Annotated in this window: 18 protein-coding genes and 1 pseudogene; 11 read left to right on the top strand and 8 right to left on the bottom strand. The window is 67.5% G+C overall.

Translation table 11 applies throughout. From position 1 onward, the window contains the following. Window positions 1–5: 5 nt before the first annotated feature. A complete protein-coding gene (locus ASD37_RS16560; RefSeq protein WP_056552950.1) occupies window positions 6–818 on the top strand; it encodes an IclR family transcriptional regulator in 813 nt (270 codons plus the stop codon). Here the strand turns inward: ASD37_RS16560 and ASD37_RS16565 are convergent. Then, entirely contained in the window at window positions 815–2,059 is a 1,245-nt protein-coding gene (locus tag ASD37_RS16565) for an alanine racemase (protein WP_056552953.1), read from the bottom strand. The genes ASD37_RS16560 and ASD37_RS16565 overlap by 4 nt on opposite strands. 34 nt (window positions 2,060–2,093) lie before the next feature. Between ASD37_RS16565 and lysS the strand changes: the two genes are divergently transcribed. The 6 genes from lysS (at window position 2,094) to ASD37_RS16595 (ending at window position 8,692) form a co-directional block, all read left to right on the top strand. Next, window positions 2,094–3,632, top strand: a complete 1,539-nt coding sequence (lysS, locus tag ASD37_RS16570; protein ID WP_056552956.1) for a lysine--tRNA ligase — start codon at window positions 2,094–2,096, stop codon at window positions 3,630–3,632. Between the two features lie 115 nt (window positions 3,633–3,747). Beyond that, window positions 3,748–4,089, top strand: a complete 342-nt coding sequence (gene lsr2 / locus ASD37_RS16575) for a histone-like nucleoid-structuring protein Lsr2 (RefSeq protein ID WP_056552959.1) — start codon at window positions 3,748–3,750, stop codon at window positions 4,087–4,089. Between the two features lie 267 nt (window positions 4,090–4,356). Then, the gene (gene clpC1 / locus ASD37_RS16580; RefSeq protein ID WP_056552962.1) at window positions 4,357–6,879 is read left to right on the top strand and encodes an ATP-dependent protease ATP-binding subunit ClpC; all 2,523 of its coding nucleotides are present in this window, start codon (window positions 4,357–4,359) and stop codon (window positions 6,877–6,879) included. 222 nt (window positions 6,880–7,101) lie between these two features. Further along, entirely contained in the window at window positions 7,102–7,317 is a 216-nt protein-coding gene (locus tag ASD37_RS16585; protein WP_056552966.1) for a CbtB-domain containing protein, read from the top strand. Between the two features lie 20 nt (window positions 7,318–7,337). Continuing rightward, on the top strand, window positions 7,338–8,144 hold the full coding sequence (locus tag ASD37_RS16590) for a CbtA family protein (RefSeq protein ID WP_056552969.1): 807 nt from the start codon (window positions 7,338–7,340) through the stop codon (window positions 8,142–8,144). Then, window positions 8,141–8,692: a histidine phosphatase family protein gene (locus tag ASD37_RS16595; protein WP_056552972.1), complete on the top strand. Its 552-nt coding sequence runs from the start codon at window positions 8,141–8,143 to the stop codon at window positions 8,690–8,692. Before ASD37_RS16590 ends, ASD37_RS16595 begins: the two co-directional genes overlap by 4 nt. On the opposite strand, the gene ASD37_RS16600 is transcribed toward ASD37_RS16595, so the two are convergent. Together ASD37_RS16600 and mhuD are read right to left on the bottom strand one after the other, a co-directional pair. Continuing rightward, complete coding sequence (locus ASD37_RS16600) at window positions 8,689–10,020, bottom strand: serine hydrolase (RefSeq protein WP_200959908.1); 1,332 nt, start codon at window positions 10,018–10,020, stop codon at window positions 8,689–8,691. The two genes, ASD37_RS16595 and ASD37_RS16600, sit on opposite strands and share 4 nt — an antisense overlap. Window positions 10,021–10,024: 4 nt before the next feature. Continuing rightward, entirely contained in the window at window positions 10,025–10,336 is a 312-nt protein-coding gene (gene mhuD / locus ASD37_RS16605) for a mycobilin-forming heme oxygenase MhuD (RefSeq protein WP_056553523.1), read from the bottom strand. A 59-nt stretch (window positions 10,337–10,395) separates the two neighbouring features. Here mhuD and ASD37_RS16610 point away from each other — a divergent pair, with 59 nt between their 5' ends. Next, on the top strand, window positions 10,396–11,157 hold the full coding sequence (locus ASD37_RS16610) for an alpha/beta fold hydrolase (protein WP_056553526.1): 762 nt from the start codon (window positions 10,396–10,398) through the stop codon (window positions 11,155–11,157). Here the strand turns inward: ASD37_RS16610 and ASD37_RS16615 are convergent. Further along, window positions 11,154–11,375 carry a hypothetical protein gene (locus ASD37_RS16615; protein ID WP_056552974.1) on the bottom strand — a complete coding sequence of 74 codons (222 nt, stop codon included), beginning with the start codon at window positions 11,373–11,375 and terminating at the stop codon, window positions 11,154–11,156. The two genes, ASD37_RS16610 and ASD37_RS16615, sit on opposite strands and share 4 nt — an antisense overlap. Window positions 11,376–11,446: 71 nt before the next feature. On the opposite strand from ASD37_RS16615, the gene ASD37_RS16620 reads away from it, so the two are divergent. Continuing rightward, window positions 11,447–12,418, top strand: a complete 972-nt coding sequence (locus tag ASD37_RS16620; protein ID WP_056552977.1) for a helix-turn-helix domain-containing protein — start codon at window positions 11,447–11,449, stop codon at window positions 12,416–12,418. 19 nt (window positions 12,419–12,437) lie between these two features. Here ASD37_RS16620 and ASD37_RS16625 read toward each other — a convergent pair whose 3' ends face one another. Together ASD37_RS16625 and ASD37_RS16630 are read right to left on the bottom strand one after the other, a co-directional pair. Continuing rightward, complete coding sequence (locus ASD37_RS16625) at window positions 12,438–13,787, bottom strand: adenylate/guanylate cyclase domain-containing protein (protein ID WP_056552978.1); 1,350 nt, start codon at window positions 13,785–13,787, stop codon at window positions 12,438–12,440. Window positions 13,788–13,796: 9 nt separating this feature from the next. Beyond that, a complete protein-coding gene (locus tag ASD37_RS16630) occupies window positions 13,797–14,723 on the bottom strand; it encodes an A/G-specific adenine glycosylase (protein ID WP_235568352.1) in 927 nt (308 codons plus the stop codon). Here ASD37_RS16630 and ASD37_RS16635 point away from each other — a divergent pair. After that, window positions 14,722–15,342, top strand: coding sequence for a carbonic anhydrase (locus ASD37_RS16635; RefSeq protein ID WP_056553532.1), 621 nt, complete (start codon window positions 14,722–14,724; stop codon window positions 15,340–15,342). The two genes, ASD37_RS16630 and ASD37_RS16635, sit on opposite strands and share 2 nt — an antisense overlap. A gap of 63 nt (window positions 15,343–15,405) precedes the next feature. Further along, on the top strand, window positions 15,406–16,185 hold the full coding sequence (locus tag ASD37_RS16640) for a hypothetical protein (RefSeq protein ID WP_056552981.1): 780 nt from the start codon (window positions 15,406–15,408) through the stop codon (window positions 16,183–16,185). Window positions 16,186–16,390: 205 nt separating this feature from the next. Here the strand turns inward: ASD37_RS16640 and ASD37_RS32310 are convergent. Together ASD37_RS32310 and ASD37_RS16650 are read right to left on the bottom strand one after the other, a co-directional pair. Further along, window positions 16,391–16,789 (bottom strand): annotated as a pseudogene (locus tag ASD37_RS32310) (hypothetical protein); the annotation flags it as partial. Between the two features lie 6 nt (window positions 16,790–16,795). Further along, window positions 16,796–17,793 (bottom strand): HNH endonuclease signature motif containing protein (locus ASD37_RS16650; RefSeq protein WP_056552985.1); only part of this gene is annotated, 998 nt, incomplete at its 5' end.

The raw sequence follows: 17,793 nt of genomic DNA on the forward strand, positions 1-17,793 counted from the left end.
ACCCGATGCCGAGGCCGGAAAGCAGAACGACCCCAGAAGACGGCGGACGGTCTGCGTCCGTCCAGTCCGTGGACCGTGCGCTGCTGGTCATGGAGATCCTGGCGACCAACGGACAGGCCGGCGTCACCGAGATCGCCGCCGAGCTCGGCGTGCACAAATCGACTGTGTCCCGGATCATCTCGGTGCTGGAAGGACGCGGCTACGTCGAGCAGCTCGCCGACCGCGGCAAGTACCGGCTGGGCTTCGCGATCGCCAGGCTGGCGCGCGCCACCAGCGGCCAACTCGACCTGGTGAAGCAGAGCCAGGCCGCGTGCGACGCGCTTGCCCTCGAGTCCGGTGAGACCACGAATCTTGCCGTCCTCGACGGCGACCGGATCGTCAACGTCGCCGAAGCCATCGGCCCGGCCGGCATCGCCCTGCGCACCTGGGTGGGGCAGAGCTGCCCGGCGCACACCACCTCCAGCGGCAAGGTGCTGCTCGCGGCGCTCGACGACGCTGCTCTTCGCGAAGCCCTCGGCAACCGGCTCGAGTCGTTCACCGAGGCGACCGTCACGACGCGGAGCGCCCTACAAGCCGAACTGGTCGTGGTCCGCGAACAGGGGTGGGCATGCGTCCGGGAGGAGCTGGAGGTTGGGCTCAACGCCGTCGCCGCACCGGTGTACGACGCCTCCGGCCGGGTCGTGGCAGCGCTCAGCGTGTCGGGGCCGTCCTATCGGCTCGGCGAGAACGAGTTCGAGGCGACCGCCAAGCGCGCCGTCGCCGCGGCCGAGACCATCAGCCGTCGGCTCGGCTGGATCGACGTCTCCGGCAGGCCCTAGAAGAACGTGCGGACCAGGTCGACGACCAGGCCGTCGTCGTCGAGCACCGGGATCAGCTGCCACTTGTCGAACACCGTGCAGGGATGGGAAATCCCGAACTCGAGCCACGTCCCCACCTCGACGCGATCGCGGTCGGCGGGTCCCAGCCGTAGGTAGGCGTGCTGGTCGTTGAGCTTCAGCACGGCGCTGTCCGTCAACCCGTAGGCCACCGGAAGGTCCTGGTCGAAGGACACGTCGCGGCGACCCATCGTCACCAAGGCCAGCTCGGTTTCGGGCCGTGACGTCACCTGCGCCCAGACTGACAGCGCGGGCCGGAACGCTGCCGTCAGCGGCGAGGTCCGACCGTAGAGGCCGTCGTCGTGAGTGAGGTAGCACCCGCTGCGCAGCACCGTTCGGACTGGCCCGACTCCCGTCCAGCCGGTGAGTTCGTCGGCCACCAGGTCGAAGTACGTGCTGCCGCCGGCCGTGACGAGTACCTCGTCGCCCTGGAACGTCGTCGCCAGACGGCCCACTGCCGACCGGAGTTCCTGCAGGTAGGCCCGCACCCGTCCGCGGGCCTCGTCGGTCACGTCGTGCCCCGTGGCGGCCTCGTAACCCGCGACGCCGACCAGGCGCAGCTGCTGCGACGCGGCCGCGGACCGCGCGACGGCGTCGACCGCGTCGGCATCCCGGCAGCCGGTGCGCCCGCCGGGCATCCCCACCTCGACGCAGACGTCGACCGGACGTCGGGCACCTGCGGCCGCGAGGGTGGCCGACATGATCTCGACCCCGCGCACCGAGTCCACCCAACACACCAGGCTGAAATTCGGGTCGCCATCCAATTCATTTGCCAGCCAACGCAATCCGGCCTCGTCGACCAGTTGGTTGGCCAGCACGACGCTGCTCACCCCGAACGCGCGAAACGTCCGCACCTGGCTGATCGTCGCCAGGGTGACGGCCGTGGCGCCCGCGTCGAACTGCCGCGCGAGCAACTGCGGGGCCATGTGGGTCTTGCCGTGCGGGGCCAGTTCGACGTTCCGGTCGCGGCACCACGCGGCCATGGTCGAGAGGTTGTGGGCGACGGCGGATTCGCGCAGCACGCACAGCGGCCCGACGGCGCCAGCGGCGAACGCGTCGACGCCGGCGGCTCGCACTTCGGCAGGGGTCTGCCCCCACCAATCCGACGGCAGGCCCTTGAAACGCCAGTCCATTGGTTCGTCGGCAAGGGCGGCGACGGCAGTCGCGTCGACGGTCGCGGGCATTGACCCATTCAAGCCTCATTTAAGCTGGCACGTCGTGAGCTCCGCAGATGTTCCCGAGGCCGGTCAGACGAACGACGACTCCGATCTACCCGAGCAGTTCCGAATCCGTCAGGCGAAGCGCGAGCGGCTACTCGCCGAGGGGCGCGATCCGTATCCGGTCGAGGTGGCCCGTACCCACACCCTTGCCGAACTCCGCACCGCTTACGCCGACCTGGAGGTCGACACCAAGAGCGGGCAGATCGTCGGGATCGCGGGTCGGGTGGTGTTCGCCAGGAACTCCGGAAAGCTGTGCTTCGCAACGCTGCAGGAGGGTGACGGCACCCAGCTCCAGGCGATGATCAGCCTCGACGGCGTCGGCAAGGAGTCGCTGGATGCCTGGAAGGCCGACGTCGACCTCGGCGACATCGTGTTCGTCCACGGCGAGGTGATCAGCTCGCGGCGAGGCGAACTTTCTGTGCTTGCCGATTCTTGGCAAATCATCTCCAAGGCCCTGCGGCCACTCCCCGTCGCGCACAAGGAGCTCAGCGAAGAGTCGCGGGTCCGGCAGCGTTACGTGGACTTGATCGTGCGCCCGGAAGCTCGCACCATTGCCCGCCAACGGATTGCGGTCGTTCGTGCGGTGCGTTCGGCATACGAGCGACGCGGCTTTCTCGAAGTGGAAACGCCAATGCTGCAAACTCTCGCGGGTGGTGCCGCCGCACGGCCCTTCGTCACCCACTCCAATGCCCTCGACGCCGATCTGTTCCTGCGCATCGCACCGGAGTTGTTCCTGAAACGGTGCTTGGTCGGCGGTTTCGAGAAGGTGTTCGAGATGAATCGGAACTTTCGAAACGAAGGCGCCGATTCCACGCATTCGCCGGAATTCGCCATGCTCGAGACTTATCAGGCCTACGGCACCTACGACGATTGCGCCGTCGTGACGCGCGAAGTTATTCAGGAGGTCGCCGACGAGGCGATTGGCACCCGAAACGTGCCACTGCCCGATGGCACGACCTACGATCTCGACGGAGAATGGGCGACGGTCGAAATGTACCCGTCCCTATCCGAGGCGCTCGGCGAGGAGATCACCCCCGATACGCCGGCCGATCGTCTCTGGTCGATTGCCGAGAGTCGTGGCCTCGAAATCGCTCGCGATCGCGGATTCGGTCACGGAAAGCTCGTCGAAGAACTCTGGGAGGACGCCGTCGGAGTCGACCTGTGGGCGCCCACCTTCGTACGAAACTTCCCCGTCGAGACATCGCCTCTGACTCGCGAGCACCGCAGTATTCCCGGGGTTACCGAGAAGTGGGATCTGTACATCCGAAAGTTCGAATTGGCTACCGGTTACACCGAATTGATCGATCCCGTGGTGCAGCGGGAAAGGTTCGAGGCACAAGCAAGGGCCGCTGCCGCGGGTGACGACGAGGCAATGGTTCTCGACGAGGACTTCCTCGCGGCATTGGAGTATGGGATGCCCCCGACCGCCGGAACGGGAATGGGCGTCGACCGCTTGTTGATGGCGCTGACGGGCTTGTCGATTCGCGAGACGGTTTTGTTTCCCCTCGTACGAAGGGATGCGCGCCGGCAGGGCTAGCTCGAAGACGGTTTCATACTTTTGTGTTGAATTGCGTCGCTTCCTATGCCAACATTGTTCAGGGTTTCGAGCGAAGTATGACTACGCGCCCGTGTAGAAGGGGCAGTGTGAGCCAATGGCAAAAAAAGTGACCGTCACGTTAGTCGATGATTTCGACGGTGAGGGTTCTGCCGACGAGACCGTCGAATTCTCACTCGACGGCGTCAGCTACGAGATCGACCTTTCGTCGAAGAATGCGACGAAACTTCGCAACGATCTCAAACAATGGGTAGAGGCGGGCCGCCGTGTCGGTGGCCGTCGCCGCGGCCGCTCGGCTGGATCGGGCCGTGGACGCGCGACGATTGATCGCGAACAAAGCGCTGCCATTCGGGATTGGGCTCGCCGTAACGGGCACAGCGTTTCGACGCGCGGCCGCATTCCGGCCGACGTGATCGACGCATTCCACGCGGCAACGTAACCGCGGGTAGCCATACGCACGTTTCCGCGGCGGATGCGGCTGTCGACTTTCGCTAGCGGCGAAGCGTTGTCGCGCCCGTTGGGGGAACCGATCCGCGCGGATCGGGCGTTGGAACCCGTGCGGCCTGGAAATGGTCACCGTTCGGTCTTTCACTACGAGAGGACAAGCGGGACACCCAGAGGCGCCGCCCACTACAGTGGACGTCAAGCGCAGAGCACGGTTCGCCGTGTGAGGACTGCGCTATCTACGGAGGGCAGGTAACCACCGATGTTCGAACGCTTCACCGACCGCGCACGGCGCGTTGTCGTCCTGGCTCAAGAAGAAGCCAGGATGCTGAACCACAACTACATCGGCACCGAGCACATCCTCCTTGGCCTCATTCACGAAGGCGAGGGTGTCGCGGCGAAGTCGCTCGAGTCGCTGGGCATTTCGCTGGAGGGTGTTCGCAGCCAGGTCGAGGAGATCATCGGACAGGGCCAGCAGGCACCGTCCGGGCACATCCCCTTCACCCCGCGCGCCAAGAAGGTGCTGGAGCTGAGCTTGCGCGAGGCGCTGCAGCTCGGCCACAACTACATCGGCACCGAGCACATTCTGCTCGGCCTGATTCGTGAAGGCGAAGGCGTCGCCGCCCAGGTCCTGGTCAAGTTGGGTGCCGAGCTGACGCGCGTGCGTCAGCAGGTCATCCAGCTGCTCAGCGGCTACCAGGGCAAGGAGACCGCCGAAACCGGCACGGGTGGCCGTGGTGGCGAGGCGGGCAACCCGTCGACGTCTCTGGTGCTCGACCAGTTCGGTCGCAACCTGACCGCAGCCGCGATGGAGGGCAAGCTCGACCCCGTCATCGGCCGCGAGAAGGAAATCGAGCGGGTCATGCAGGTGCTGAGCCGCCGCACCAAGAACAACCCGGTGCTGATCGGCGAGCCAGGCGTCGGCAAGACCGCCGTCGTCGAGGGCTTGGCGCAGGCCATCGTGCACGGCGACGTGCCCGAGACGCTGAAGGACAAGCAGCTCTACACCCTGGACCTCGGGTCCCTGGTCGCCGGCAGCCGTTACCGCGGTGACTTCGAAGAGCGCCTGAAGAAGGTGCTCAAGGAGATCAACACCCGCGGCGACATCATCCTGTTCATCGACGAGCTGCACACGCTCGTCGGCGCGGGTGCCGCCGAGGGCGCGATCGACGCGGCGTCGATCCTCAAGCCGAAGCTGGCCCGCGGCGAGCTGCAGACCATCGGTGCGACGACCCTCGACGAGTACCGCAAGTACATCGAGAAGGACGCCGCCCTGGAACGACGCTTCCAGCCGGTCCAGGTCGGCGAGCCGACCGTCGAGCACACCATCGAGATCCTCAAGGGATTGCGCGACCGGTACGAGGCGCATCACCGCGTCTCGATCACCGACGGCGCGATCGTCGCGGCTGCCACGTTGGCCGACCGCTACATCAACGACCGGTTCTTGCCCGACAAGGCGATCGACCTGATCGACGAGGCGGGCGCCCGGATGCGCATCCGCCGGATGACCGCTCCGCCAGACCTGCGCGAGTTCGACGAGAAGATCGCCGACGCCCGCCGGGAGAAGGAATCTGCGATCGACGCGCAGGACTTCGAGAAGGCGGCCAACCTGCGTGACAAGGAGAAGACCCTCGTCACGCAGCGCGCCGAGCGGGAGAAGCAGTGGCGCTCGGGTGACCTGGACGTCGTCGCAGAAGTCGACGACGAGCAGATCGCCGAGGTTCTCGGCAACTGGACCGGCATCCCCGTGTTCAAGCTGACCGAGGCCGAGACCACGCGTCTGCTGCGCATGGAGGACGAGATCCACAAGCGGATCATCGGCCAGGAAGACGCCGTCAAGGCCGTCTCGAAGGCGATCCGTCGTACCCGTGCCGGTTTGAAGGATCCCAAGCGTCCGTCCGGTTCGTTCATCTTCGCCGGCCCGTCCGGTGTCGGTAAGACCGAGCTGTCCAAGGCGCTGGCCAACTTCCTGTTCGGCGATGACGACGCCTTGATCCAGATCGACATGGGCGAGTTCCACGACCGCTTCACCGCGTCGCGGCTGTTCGGTGCCCCTCCCGGGTACGTCGGCTACGAAGAGGGCGGCCAGCTCACCGAGAAGGTGCGCCGCAAGCCGTTCTCGGTGGTCTTGTTCGACGAGATCGAGAAGGCCCACCAGGAGATCTACAACACGCTCCTGCAGGTGCTCGAGGACGGCCGTCTCACCGACGGTCAGGGCAGGACGGTCGACTTCAAGAACACCGTGCTGATCTTCACGTCCAACCTCGGTACGTCCGACATCAGCAAGGCGGTGGGCCTCGGCTTCACCCAGGGTGGCGGCGAGAACAACTACGAGCGGATGAAGCTCAAGGTCAACGACGAGCTGAAGAAGCACTTCCGCCCCGAGTTCCTGAACCGCATCGACGACATCATCGTCTTCCACCAGCTGACGAAGGAAGAGATCGTCCAGATGGTGGAGTTGATGATCGCTCGCGTCGGCAACCAGCTCAGGGCCAAGGACATGACCATGGAGCTGACCGACAAGGCGAAGTCGCTTCTGGCCAAGCGTGGATTCGACCCGGTGCTGGGAGCCCGCCCGTTGCGGCGGACCATTCAGCGCGAGATCGAGGACGCCTTGAGCGAGAAGATCCTCTTCGACGAGGTCGGCCCGGGCCAGGTCGTCACGGTCGACGTCGACAACTGGGACGGCGAGGGTGCCGGCGAGGACGCGGTGTTCACCTTCGTCGGTGCCACCCGGCCGGTCGTCGACGCACCGGATCTGGCGCCGGCGGGCGCTCCGGAGTAATTCGGCAGTACTGAAACGACGATTGGGCGGTACCCCTCGCAGGGGTGCCGCCCATTTCGTCGTCTGGGAGTGGCGGCGCGCTCGCCTGTGCCTATGATGCTCGAGTAACCGACGCACGAAGGAATGCTGGTGAAAATCCAGAGCGGTCGCGCCACTGTGAAAGTCAGACCCGACGTACGTCACTCTTGATACGGGACGCGAACTCCCGAAAGGACAGCTGACATGACAACTTCCGAGGCCCGCCGGAGCGTAGCTCCCGCGATTGACTTCACCGCCACGAAGGCGGCCCTGTGGCTGTCGCTGACGGCCTTCTTCGCCCTGCTGGTGCTGTACTTCGTCGGCGTCGACCAGGGTGCTACGTCGGTGTTCGGCGACAACATGTACATCCACGAGTTCGTCCACGACGCTCGTCACCTCCTCGGGTTCCCCTGCCACTGACCGGCAGGAGAAACCCCACAATGGAAAAGCGAATCATTGGGCGCGGCCTTCTGGCCGGCGCCGTCGCAGGCGTGCTCGCGTTCGTCTTCGCGAAGATCTTCCTCGAGCCCGTGATCGGTCGGGCGATCGACTTCGAGGACGGCACGTCCGCCGCACACGAAGCCATGGAGGCGGCCACCAGCGGGCACAGCCACGGCGAGGGCGGCGAGCTGTTCAGCCGCGGCATCCAGTCCACGGTTGGCATGGGTTTCGGCGTGCTCCTGTTCGCCGTCGCCATGGGCGCGCTGTTCGCCGTGGTCTTCGCGGTGGCACACGGCCGGGTCGGCAACGTCTCGGCCCGCATGCTGTCGGTGCTGGTCGCCGGGGCCATGTTCGTCTCGCTGTGGATCGTCCCGGCGCTGAAGTACCCGCCGAATCCGCCGGCGACCAGTGAAGACTCCACGATCTTCCAGCGCTCGATGCTGTACCTGCTGATGGTCGGGCTGTCGGCGCTGCTGATGGTCGCCGCCGTCTACTTCGGGCGCCAACTGGCTCCCAAGCTCGGCGCCTGGAACGCGACGTTGGTCGGTGGCGCGTCGTACCTCGTCGCGGTGTTCGTGGTGATGTTGGTCCTGCCGACGATCAACGAAACCCCGGGCCCCATGGTGAACGACGCGGGCGTCATCGTCTTCCCCGGCTTCCCGGCGGTGGACATGTACGAGTTCCGGCTCTACACGTTCACCACTCAGCTGATCGTCTGGACGACGATCGGCCTGGTGTTCGCGGCGTCGATCTCGAAGGTGTTGGACTCCAAGAGAACTGGCGCGGAGGTCGGCGCCAGCACGTGAGTGAGATCGTCCGGCTGACCCTCGTCTCCCATGCGATGACGGATGCGATGGCAGCCGGACGATTTCCGCGTGACGAAGCCCTGAACGCGCTTGGCCAGCGCCAAGTCGACGCGACCGTCGACCTCGGTGTCGTCGATGCCGCGGTCTGCGGGCCCGAGACCCGCACCAGGCAGACCGCGGAACTACTCGGGTTGCGCGCCGAGACCGAACCGCTGCTGGCGGACCTGAACTGTGGCGCGTGGCGGGGCAGCGTGCTCGGCGGCGTTGGGCCTGCCGAATTGACGCTGTGGCTCACCGATCCCACGCAGGCGCCGCATGGCGGCGAGTCGGTGGTCGACCTCATCACCCGCGTCGGCGGCTGGCTGGATTCGCTGTCGGATCGCCGGGGTCGGCTGGTCGCGGTGACGCATCCCAGCGTCGTCCGGGCCGCGGTCGTCTACGCCCTGAGTGCGCCGTCGGCGTCCTTCTGGCGCGTCGACGTCGGACCTGTCTGTCGTACCGTCATGCACCTTCGCGGCGGGTCGTGGACGCTGCGGTCCACTGGCTAGGCCGGCTGTACCAAACCGAATGCACCTTCGGCGATGGACAGCATCCAGCTCGCCGCCGTCAGGCTGCGGAACTTCGGCCAGTTCGCCTGGAGGCTGACCACCCAGGCCTGTCCCGTCCGGTCGACGGCGTACCAGCTGAAGCCGATGTCGCCCGGCAGATTTCCGCCCTTCGCACCGATGTAGGTCCACTTCGTCTTGTCGAGATCGATGCCGGGCGTGGCCGACAGGATGTCTCTGACCGGCGCGGCGGGGCCGACGGCCGCGGTCTGCAGGGCGGCGTGCACGCGGCAGATGTCCCCTGCCGTGCCGTACCACTCGGCGCCGTACGGGGAGGCGGGCGTGTGGGTGCGCTCCGGATCCGGCTCGTAGTGGCGGGTATTCGTCTGCGCGATCAACCGAGCCCGGTCCTGCGGCGATGCCTCCCGCCACTGCTCACGGAGATCGGGCTCGCCCCAGCCCACCGAGAACAGTTCGTGGGTGTTGGGGAACGGCGTCATGCTGGCGGGGTCGTGGTGACCGGCGTGGACGAGTGCGCGTTCGACCGCACCTGGTCCGAGCCGGGCCATCAGCAGGTCGGTCGCCATGTTGTCGCTCGCCGAAATCATCTGCTGCGCAGCATCTCTCACCGACACCCGGGCCCCGGGCGGCAAGTGGTCGAACCCGGCCGAGCCGACCGCCTTGGCTTCCTTGGTGATGGTCAGTTGATCGTCCCAGCCGAGGGTGCCCGCGTTGACCGCGTCGGCGATGCCCAGCAGGACGTAGAGCTTGAAGATCGACGCCAGCGGTAGCGAGTCGTCGACGTTGGTGCCCGCCACCTTCGTGCACGTGCCGTCGGTGACCTTGGAGACTTGATACGAGTAGTGGGCGCCGGACTTGGTCAGCTGGGCGTCGACGTCGGACCACTGCGTGATCGTCGCCTTCTGCAGGGTGACCTTGAAGCGGTCGACCATCCCGGCGTCGTTGGTGCGCAGCTCGATGTCCTGGCCGACGCCGTACGAGGTCAGCAGGTGCAGGGTGGCCTGGCCGGCGCCGTAGTCGATGCCCGAGACGGTGAACGGCCGGTCCCACCACATCTTGTCCATCACGAACGCGATGTCGTCCACCTGGGGGGTGGCGGCAAGGGTCGAGACGCCGGGGACCCCAATTGGCCAGTCGGAGTTGAGCATGTCGACGGTCTGCTTGGCGCGCAGACCCGGGGGGGTGCTGGTTGCGATGTGTGCGCCGTAGGCGGCCTCGGCCGGTGCGGCCGGGCCGGTGTGCGCACACCCGCACGCCAAGGCGGCGATCAGAGTCGAGGCAACACCGAGGGCAGTGGCCCGCAGTCCCACCTAGCTACGCTCCCGACCGCTGAACGTCCAGGACGACCTCGAACTCGAGAAGCGAGGCGCCGGTGGCGACGGGGTTGGCGCGCTGACCCGCGTGAGCTTCCACCGCGGGGCCGCTCGCCCAGGCCTGAAAGGCCTCCTCGGACTCCCACTGGGTGACGACGAAGTAGCGGTCCTCGCCCTTGACGGGACGCAGCAGCTGGAAACCGAGGAAGCCGGGTTGGCCGTCGACTGCGTGCGCACGGTTGGCGAAGCGCTTCTCCAACTCTGGGCCTGCATCGGCCGGAACCTCGATCGCGTTGATCTTCACCACTGCCATGGTGTCCACGTTACCGGTTCGTTATCTCTGCTCGGTGAGCTGCTGCCAGGATGTCGGGCATGGCTTCGGACTTGCTGGTGGGCCGCGGCGGAGCCGGCGCGCCCATCGTCCTGGTGCACGGGTTGATGGGCCGGGGGACGACGTGGTCGCGGCAGCTGCCGTGGCTGACCGAGCGTGGCGAGGTCTACACCTACGACGCGCCGTGGCACCGCGGCCGCGACGTCGCGGATCCGCATCCCGTCAGCACGGAGCGGTTCGTCGACGATCTGGCCGAGGCCGTGGAAGCGCTCGGGCGACCCGCCACGCTGGTCGGTCATTCGATGGGTGGGCTGCACTCCTGGTGTCTCGCCGCGGCTCGGCCGGATCTGGTGACGGCGCTTGTCGTCGAGGACATGGCGCCCGACTTCCGCGGCAGGACGACCGGTCCGTGGGAGCCCTGGCTGCGCGCGTTGCCGGCCGAATTCGGCTCCGAGCAGCAGGTGCTCGACGAGTTCGGGCCGGTCGCCGGACGGTACTTCGCGGAGGCGTTCGACCGCACCGACACCGGGTGGCGACTGCACGGCCGACCCGAGCGCTGGATCGAAATCGCGGCGCAGTGGGGAGAGCGCGACTACTGGCAGCAGTGGCACGAGGTGCGCGCGCCGACGTTGCTCGTCGAGGCGGGCAACTCCGTCACGCCGCCCGGTCAGATGGACCGGATGCGGACGACCGGCGCGCAGGTGGCATACCTGCGGGTGCCGGGGGCGGGCCACCTCGTTCACGACGACGCACCGCGGGAGTACCGCGACGCGGTCGAGCCGTTCCTGGCCCAGTTTTCCTAGCGATGTTCGCCCGTCCTGCCTGACGCAGGCCAGGCCGGGACCTTCTCGAAGCGGGTGCGGGCGGCGTCGGCATCGTGCTGAACGCGGTACCAGTCCGGGTCGCCGAACTGGTTGACGAGGTGGCCGCGCAACGTGTCGTTGCGGTGGCTGGCCCAACTCAGCAGTGCGGCGAGTGCGAAGGGCGCGGACAGGATCAGGAATGCAAGTATCACGTTCATGGCAGCAATTATTTGACCGAAAACATTCCGCCAACAGTGGCAGTGCAGACATGGTGCATTAAGATGCTGCCATGCTCAAGAGCGTCTCTGCGTTGGTCCTCGACGGGGTCGCCCCCTTCGAGTTCGGGGTGATCTGCGAGGTCTTCGGCATCGACCGGTCGGCCGACGGCGTGCCCAACTTCGACTTCAAGGTCTGCGGGCCACAACCCGGCGTGCCCCTGCGGATGTCGGTGGGCGCGTACCTGGTGCCCGACTCGGGACTCGACGCCCTCGTCGGGGCCGACCTGGTCGCCATCCCCGCGTTCGTCGGAACCGACTACCCGGAGGAGGCGCTCGCCGCCGTGCGGGCCGCCGCCGAGGCAGGGTCGACCATCCTGACCGTCTGTTCGGGCGCGTTCCTGGCCGGCGCCGCAGGACTTCTCGACGGGCGCAAGTGCACGACGCACTGGATGCACGCCGACGACCTGGCGGCCCGCCACCCCACGGCGGAGGTCGACCGCAACGTCCTGTTCGTCGACGACGGCAACCTGATCACCAGCGCGGGCACCGCCGCGGGCATCGACGCCTGCCTGCACCTGGTGCGCCGCGAACTGGGGAGCGAAGTCACCAACACCATCGCCCGCCGCATGGTGGTGCCGCCACAGCGCGACGGTGGTCAACGCCAGTACATCGAGCAACCCATTCCGGTTCGATGTTCGGAAGGTTTTGCGCCGCAATTGGATTGGGTTCTTTCCAACCTCGACGAGCCGCACACCGTTGGAACGCTCGCCGCCAGAGCCAACATGTCGGCGAGGACCTTTGCGCGCAGGTTCGTCGAGGAGACCGGCCGCACTCCGATGCAGTGGGTAACCGACCAGCGGGTGCTCTTCGCCCGCCGCCTGCTCGAGGAGACCGACCTCGACGTCGACCGGGTGGCCGACAAGGCGGGTTTCGGCACCGCGACCCTGCTGCGCCACCACTTTCGCCGGGTCGTCGGCGTCACCCCTTCGGACTATCGGCGCCGCTTCTCCGGCGACGACTCCGATTGTGCAGCAACGGCTTAGCGGTTACAGGGCTTGGGTTTCAGAGTGCGTAGACGCACCAGGCGCCCGGCACGCCCTTGAGCCGGTGCTCGCCGCGGTCGCTGAACGTCCGGTGTGAGCCCGTCACGATTTCGCGCACCGTCGAGGAGACGAGCACTTCACCAGGGCCCGCCAGCGCCGTGATCCGCGCGCCGATGTGCACGGCCATACCCGCGATGTCCTGTCCGCGGGCCTCCACCTCACCGGCGTGAATGCCGACCCGGACGTCGACGCCGAGGGTCGCGACCGAGCCGACGATCTGTTCGGCGCAATCCAGTGCCACGCTCGGGCTGCTGAACGTCGCGACGAAACCGTCACCGGCGGTGTTGACTTCGCGTCCGCCGAAGCGTCTGAGTTCCCGTCGCACCAGATTGTCGTGACTGTCGAGCAGGTCGCGCCAATGGTCGTCGCCTAGGGCGGCGGCGCGCTGCGTCGACCCGACGATGTCGGTGAACACGATCGTGGTGAGCACGCGCTCGGCATCCGAGCCGCCACGCGACCCGGTGACGAACTCCTCGATCTCGGCGAGGAGCGGCATCGCGTCGCCGACCCAATAGAGCGTGTCGGCGCCGGGTAATTCGACGTAGCGCGCCCCCGGGATGTGCTCGGCGAGGTACCGGCCGTGGCCGACGCCGACGAACGTGGCGTCCTCACGGTGCACGATCAGTGTCGGCGCGGTGATGGCGGGCAGCTTGTCCCGCACGTCGGCGTCGGTGAGGGCCTGGCTGGAGCGCCTGGCCATGCTCGGCGAGGCCGCCCGGTTGCCCGCGGCGTCCCACCAGGTTCGGAAGGCTTGGTTGTCGGCGACCGACGGCGCGACCATGGCGAGCACGTCGACGCCGCGTTCCACGGCATCTGCCGCCGTCGACGCCGTCGCGAACGAGCCGGCGGTGCGGGGCTGGGTTCCCGCCTCGTAGTCGGGCGCCCACAGCACGCGGGGGGAACCGTTGACCACCACCAGCTTGGCAACGCGCTCGGGGCGATCGGCTGCCAGGAAGAGCGCGCTCACCGCGGTGTACCCCGAGCACATGACGGTGGCGCTCTCGCAACCGACGGCGTCCATGACCGCAACGGCGTCCTCGGCCCAGCAGGCCGGGGTGATCTTGTCCGCTCCGATGCGCGAGGACATCCCCATCCCGCGGTGATCGAATCGGATCACCCGGCAGAACGACGACAGTCGGCGGTAGAAGCGGTACATCGAGGGTTCGGAGTCGATCGAGTCGATCGGAACGAACGGGCCCGGCATCACGACGAGATCAACCGGGCCGTCGCCGATCACCTGGTACGCGATGTCCAGATCGCCCCGCGATGCGTAACGAGTGCGCGGAGCCCGGGAGACGGGTACGGCCACCGTTCAAGGCTAGTTCACCAGCACGTTTGGCGGTCCGGCTTCACCACCTTCTCCGCTGAGCGCGAACAAGCCGTCGGCGGTCTGCTCGACGAGGCCGTCGGTGAGCAACGAGTCCAACGCGCGGTCGCGCTGGGCGGTATCGGTCAGCCACGCCACGTCGAGCTGGGCCCGCGTCACCGGAGCCGCGTCGGCGCGCAACACGTCCAACAGCCGACCGCGGACCTGTCGGTCCGTGCCGGCGAACTTCTGCACTCGCCGGGCCGGCTCGGTCGACGGCGGGAAACCGGCCGAGCGCCACGCACAGATACTCAGCGGACACACCCCGCACTTCGGTGACCGGGCCGTGCACACGATCGCCCCAAGCTCCATCAGGGCGATCGAGAACACCGGCGCGCGTTCGTCATTGGGCAGGATGGCGTCGACGTCGGCGAGGTCGCGGACGCTGGCGGGGGAGTCGGCCCTGCCGTGGACGACCCTGGCGACCACGCGGCGCACGTTGGTGTCCACCACCGGAACTCGCTTGCCGTAGGCGAAACAGGCGATCGCCCGTGAGGTGTATGCGCCGACGCCGGGCAGCGCCAGCAACGCGTCGACGTCGTCGGGCACCACGTCGCCGTGTTCGGTGGCGATCACGGTCGCGCATTCGTGCAACCGCTTGGCCCGACGGGGGTAGCCGAGCTTTCCCCACGCCCGCAGGACGTCGGCCGCGCTCGCGGCGGCGGTGGCGGACGGCGTCGGCCAGCGGGCCACCCAGTCGCGCCAGATCGGCTCGACCCGCGCGACGGGGGTCTGCTGCAACATGAACTCGCTGACCAGGATTTGCCACGCCGAGACACCCGGCTGTCGCCACGGCAGATCTCGCTGCGCATGTGAATACCATTTGAGGAGTTCGCCCGCGTCGACCATCAGCGCGTGCTCCAGGCACAATGTGGCCATGCCGAATACAAGCCCGATAACTGCATGGAAGGCACTCAGCGAGGGTAACGACCGTTTCGTCGCTGGTACCCCGGAGCACCCCAGCCAGAGCATCCAGCACCGCGCGAGCCTCGCCGAGGGCCAGAAGCCGACCGCGGTGGTGTTCGGATGCGCCGACAGTCGGGTCGCCGCCGAGATCATCTTCGACCAGGGCCTCGGCGACATGTTCGTGGTGCGAACCGCGGGCCACGTGCTGGATTCGGCGGTACTCGGCTCGATCGAGTACGCGGTCACTGTGCTGAGCGTGCCGCTCATCGTCGTGCTCGGGCACGACAGCTGTGGCGCGGTCAAGGCCACGCTGGCAGCGCTCGACGACGGCGATGTGCCGGGCGGCTATGTGCTCGACATCGTCGAACGCGTCACCCCGTCGATCCTGATGGGACGCAAGGAGGGTCTGACGAGGGTCGACGAGTTCGAAGCCCGCCACGTCACCGCAACTGCGCGGCAGCTCGTCAGTCGGTCGAAGGCGGTTTCGGACGCCGTTGACTCCGGCGCGCTGGCCATCGCGGGCGTGACCTACCAGCTTGCCGACGGTCGCGCGCGCCTTCGAGAGCACCTCGGCGACATCGGAGTGGAGTAGCCCACCGGCGACACGCCGGGCGAGGTCGGACGTCATGACCCGACACCGCCTTACCGTGTATGTGTGCTGGACACCGAACCGCATCACCCGCTGCCGCCGGAGATCTACCGGCGCAGGCGGTTCCTCGCGATAGGCGTCGGAGCGCTCGCGCTCGTCATCGTCATTGCCATCGTCGTGGTGGTGTTCGCGAACAGCAGCGGAGACTCGGCTCCCACCCAGCCGACCTCGACTCCCGCCGCGTCTGCGCCTCAACTTCCGGGGGCGAACCCCGAGGTCAAGACGCCGATCCTGCCGCCCGCCCAGCAGTCGCCGCCGCCGACTCCGACCGCAGTCGAGGCCGTCGCCCCGCCGCCGGTGCTCAAGGAGGGCGACGACTGCCCCGACTCCACGTTGGCGGTCAAGGGCATCACCAGTCAGCCCAACTACGTCGTCGGTGATCAGCCAAAGTTCACGATGGTGGTCACCAACATCGGCCTGGTGGCGTGCAAGCGCGACGTCGGCGCCGCGGTGCTGGCGGCCTACGTGTACGGACTCGACAACAACCGGCTGTGGTCGAACCTCGACTGCGCACCGTCCAACGAGACGTTGGTGAAGACGTTCAACCCCGGCGAGCAGGTGACCACCGAGGTGACGTGGACCGGGATGGGTTCCGCCGCCAACTGCCCGCTTCCGCGCCAGCCGATCGGGCCGGGCACCTACAACCTGGTCGTCCAGCTGGGAAACCTGCGGTCGGCAACCGTGCCGTTCACCTTGGCCGTGCCAGCCAACGTGCCGGCGGGCGAAGCGCCCCCGGCTCCCGCTGACGCACCGCCGCCCGAAGTTGCGGCCCCCGCGGGCAACTAGTTCCACTGCGCGTCGGATTCACGTTCGCGTTTGACGCGTCTAGCTTGCGGTCTAACTGACTGTGGCGGCAATTCATTCGTTGCCGCACCACTTTGACCGCATCGGACCGTTTTCGGCCGCAGAGAAGTCGCGGAGAAACAGGCAACCGCACGGCGCTGGTGTAGACGACGTGATCGGATCCCAGCCGCATCGGCATAGGCCCTGCCTAGAAGGGTGGTGGGCTGGGGTCGTCGTCGACGAGGGCCGGGGCCGCGGGTGTGGTGGTGCGTTGGTGGTGGTTGGCGGTTCGTTCGGCGGTGATGTCGTGGGCGCGTTGGTGGGCGCGGGTGCGCCGGCGGCGCGGCATCTTCGCGGTCCGGTCGGAACCCGCGGAATCGGACTCGTCGTGCACCTGGTCTCGGGTGTCGAGGATCATTGGGGCGGTCGGTGCGCACAGTGATGGGGAGACGATGGCGCTGCCGGGGTGGGTGACGTATCGGTCCCCGGCCGGTGAGGTCCAGATGATGGTGCCGTCGACGAGTTGTTCGTCGGACCACCTCCAGAACGTCTTGACCAGATGATGAAAACGGCACAGGCACTTCAGGTTCGACGCCTGGGTCGGCCCNGGTGATCAACGAGCTCGCCGACGCGATGGAGAGATGAGGGTGCCGTCGACGAGTTGTTCGTCGGACCACCTCCAGAACGTCTTGACCAGATGATGAAAACGGCACAGGCACTTCAGGTTCGACGCCTGGGTCGGCCCGCCCCGACCGTGCGGGACGGTGTGGTCGAGGTCGCAGCGGGTGGCCGGGGCGCTGCAGCCGGGGAACCGGCACGTCAGATCCCGGCACCGCACGWAGTCSGCCAACCCTCGTGACGGCACGTACCCACCCTCGGCCCGGCAGTCCCTGGGGTGCACCAACGGCCGCAACCGGGCAGCCTTCGCCAGTTCGGCGATCATCTCCGGCGGGATCARCCCYTCSAACCCGATCATCGACCCTGGGGTGACACCGGTGCCGTCGACGGTGGCCTGCTCGGCGATGACGTGGATGACCACCGCACTGGCCACCGCACCGGCGGCCGGGCACTCCGACAGGCCGCAGCGGCACCCGAGGCGGTCCCCGCCGGCGGYGAGCACCCCGACGGCGTCGGAGCGGCGCTGGGCCAGGGTGCGCCCGTCGGCCTCACACACGGTGTGGGCCAGTGCGGTGAGGCGGTCGTCGAAGGCGTGCCCGTCGGGGGCKGTGACGATGGCGGTGATCTCGGTCAGCCCGTTGTCGACGTCCCCGACGACCACGTCCCTGCCGGCAACCCGATCGCGGCGGCGCCGCACCGCGTCCAAGTCGACCTTCGCCACCACCTGGTCGATSCGGGTGGCGAGTTGGGAGCGGCTGCACGATCCCCAGCGTGGGGCGGTGATCGCCAGTTCGGCGTCGACCATGGCCAGGGTGTCCTCGTCGACGATCAGCCCGGTGCGGAACACACACGCCCGGAACACTGCTTCGTCGATGTCGCCGGCGATGAACGCCCGCCCCAGCCGGGGCAGGGAGAACCGTAGGGCGTGGGCGTAGCGGACGTGGCTGGCGGCCAGGTCGCGGCTGATGTTGAGGGCGGCGGCGACTTCGAGGG

The sequence above is a fragment of the Mycobacterium sp. Root135 genome (genome assembly GCF_001426545.1).
Taxonomy (GTDB): Bacteria; Actinomycetota; Actinomycetes; order Mycobacteriales; family Mycobacteriaceae; genus Mycobacterium.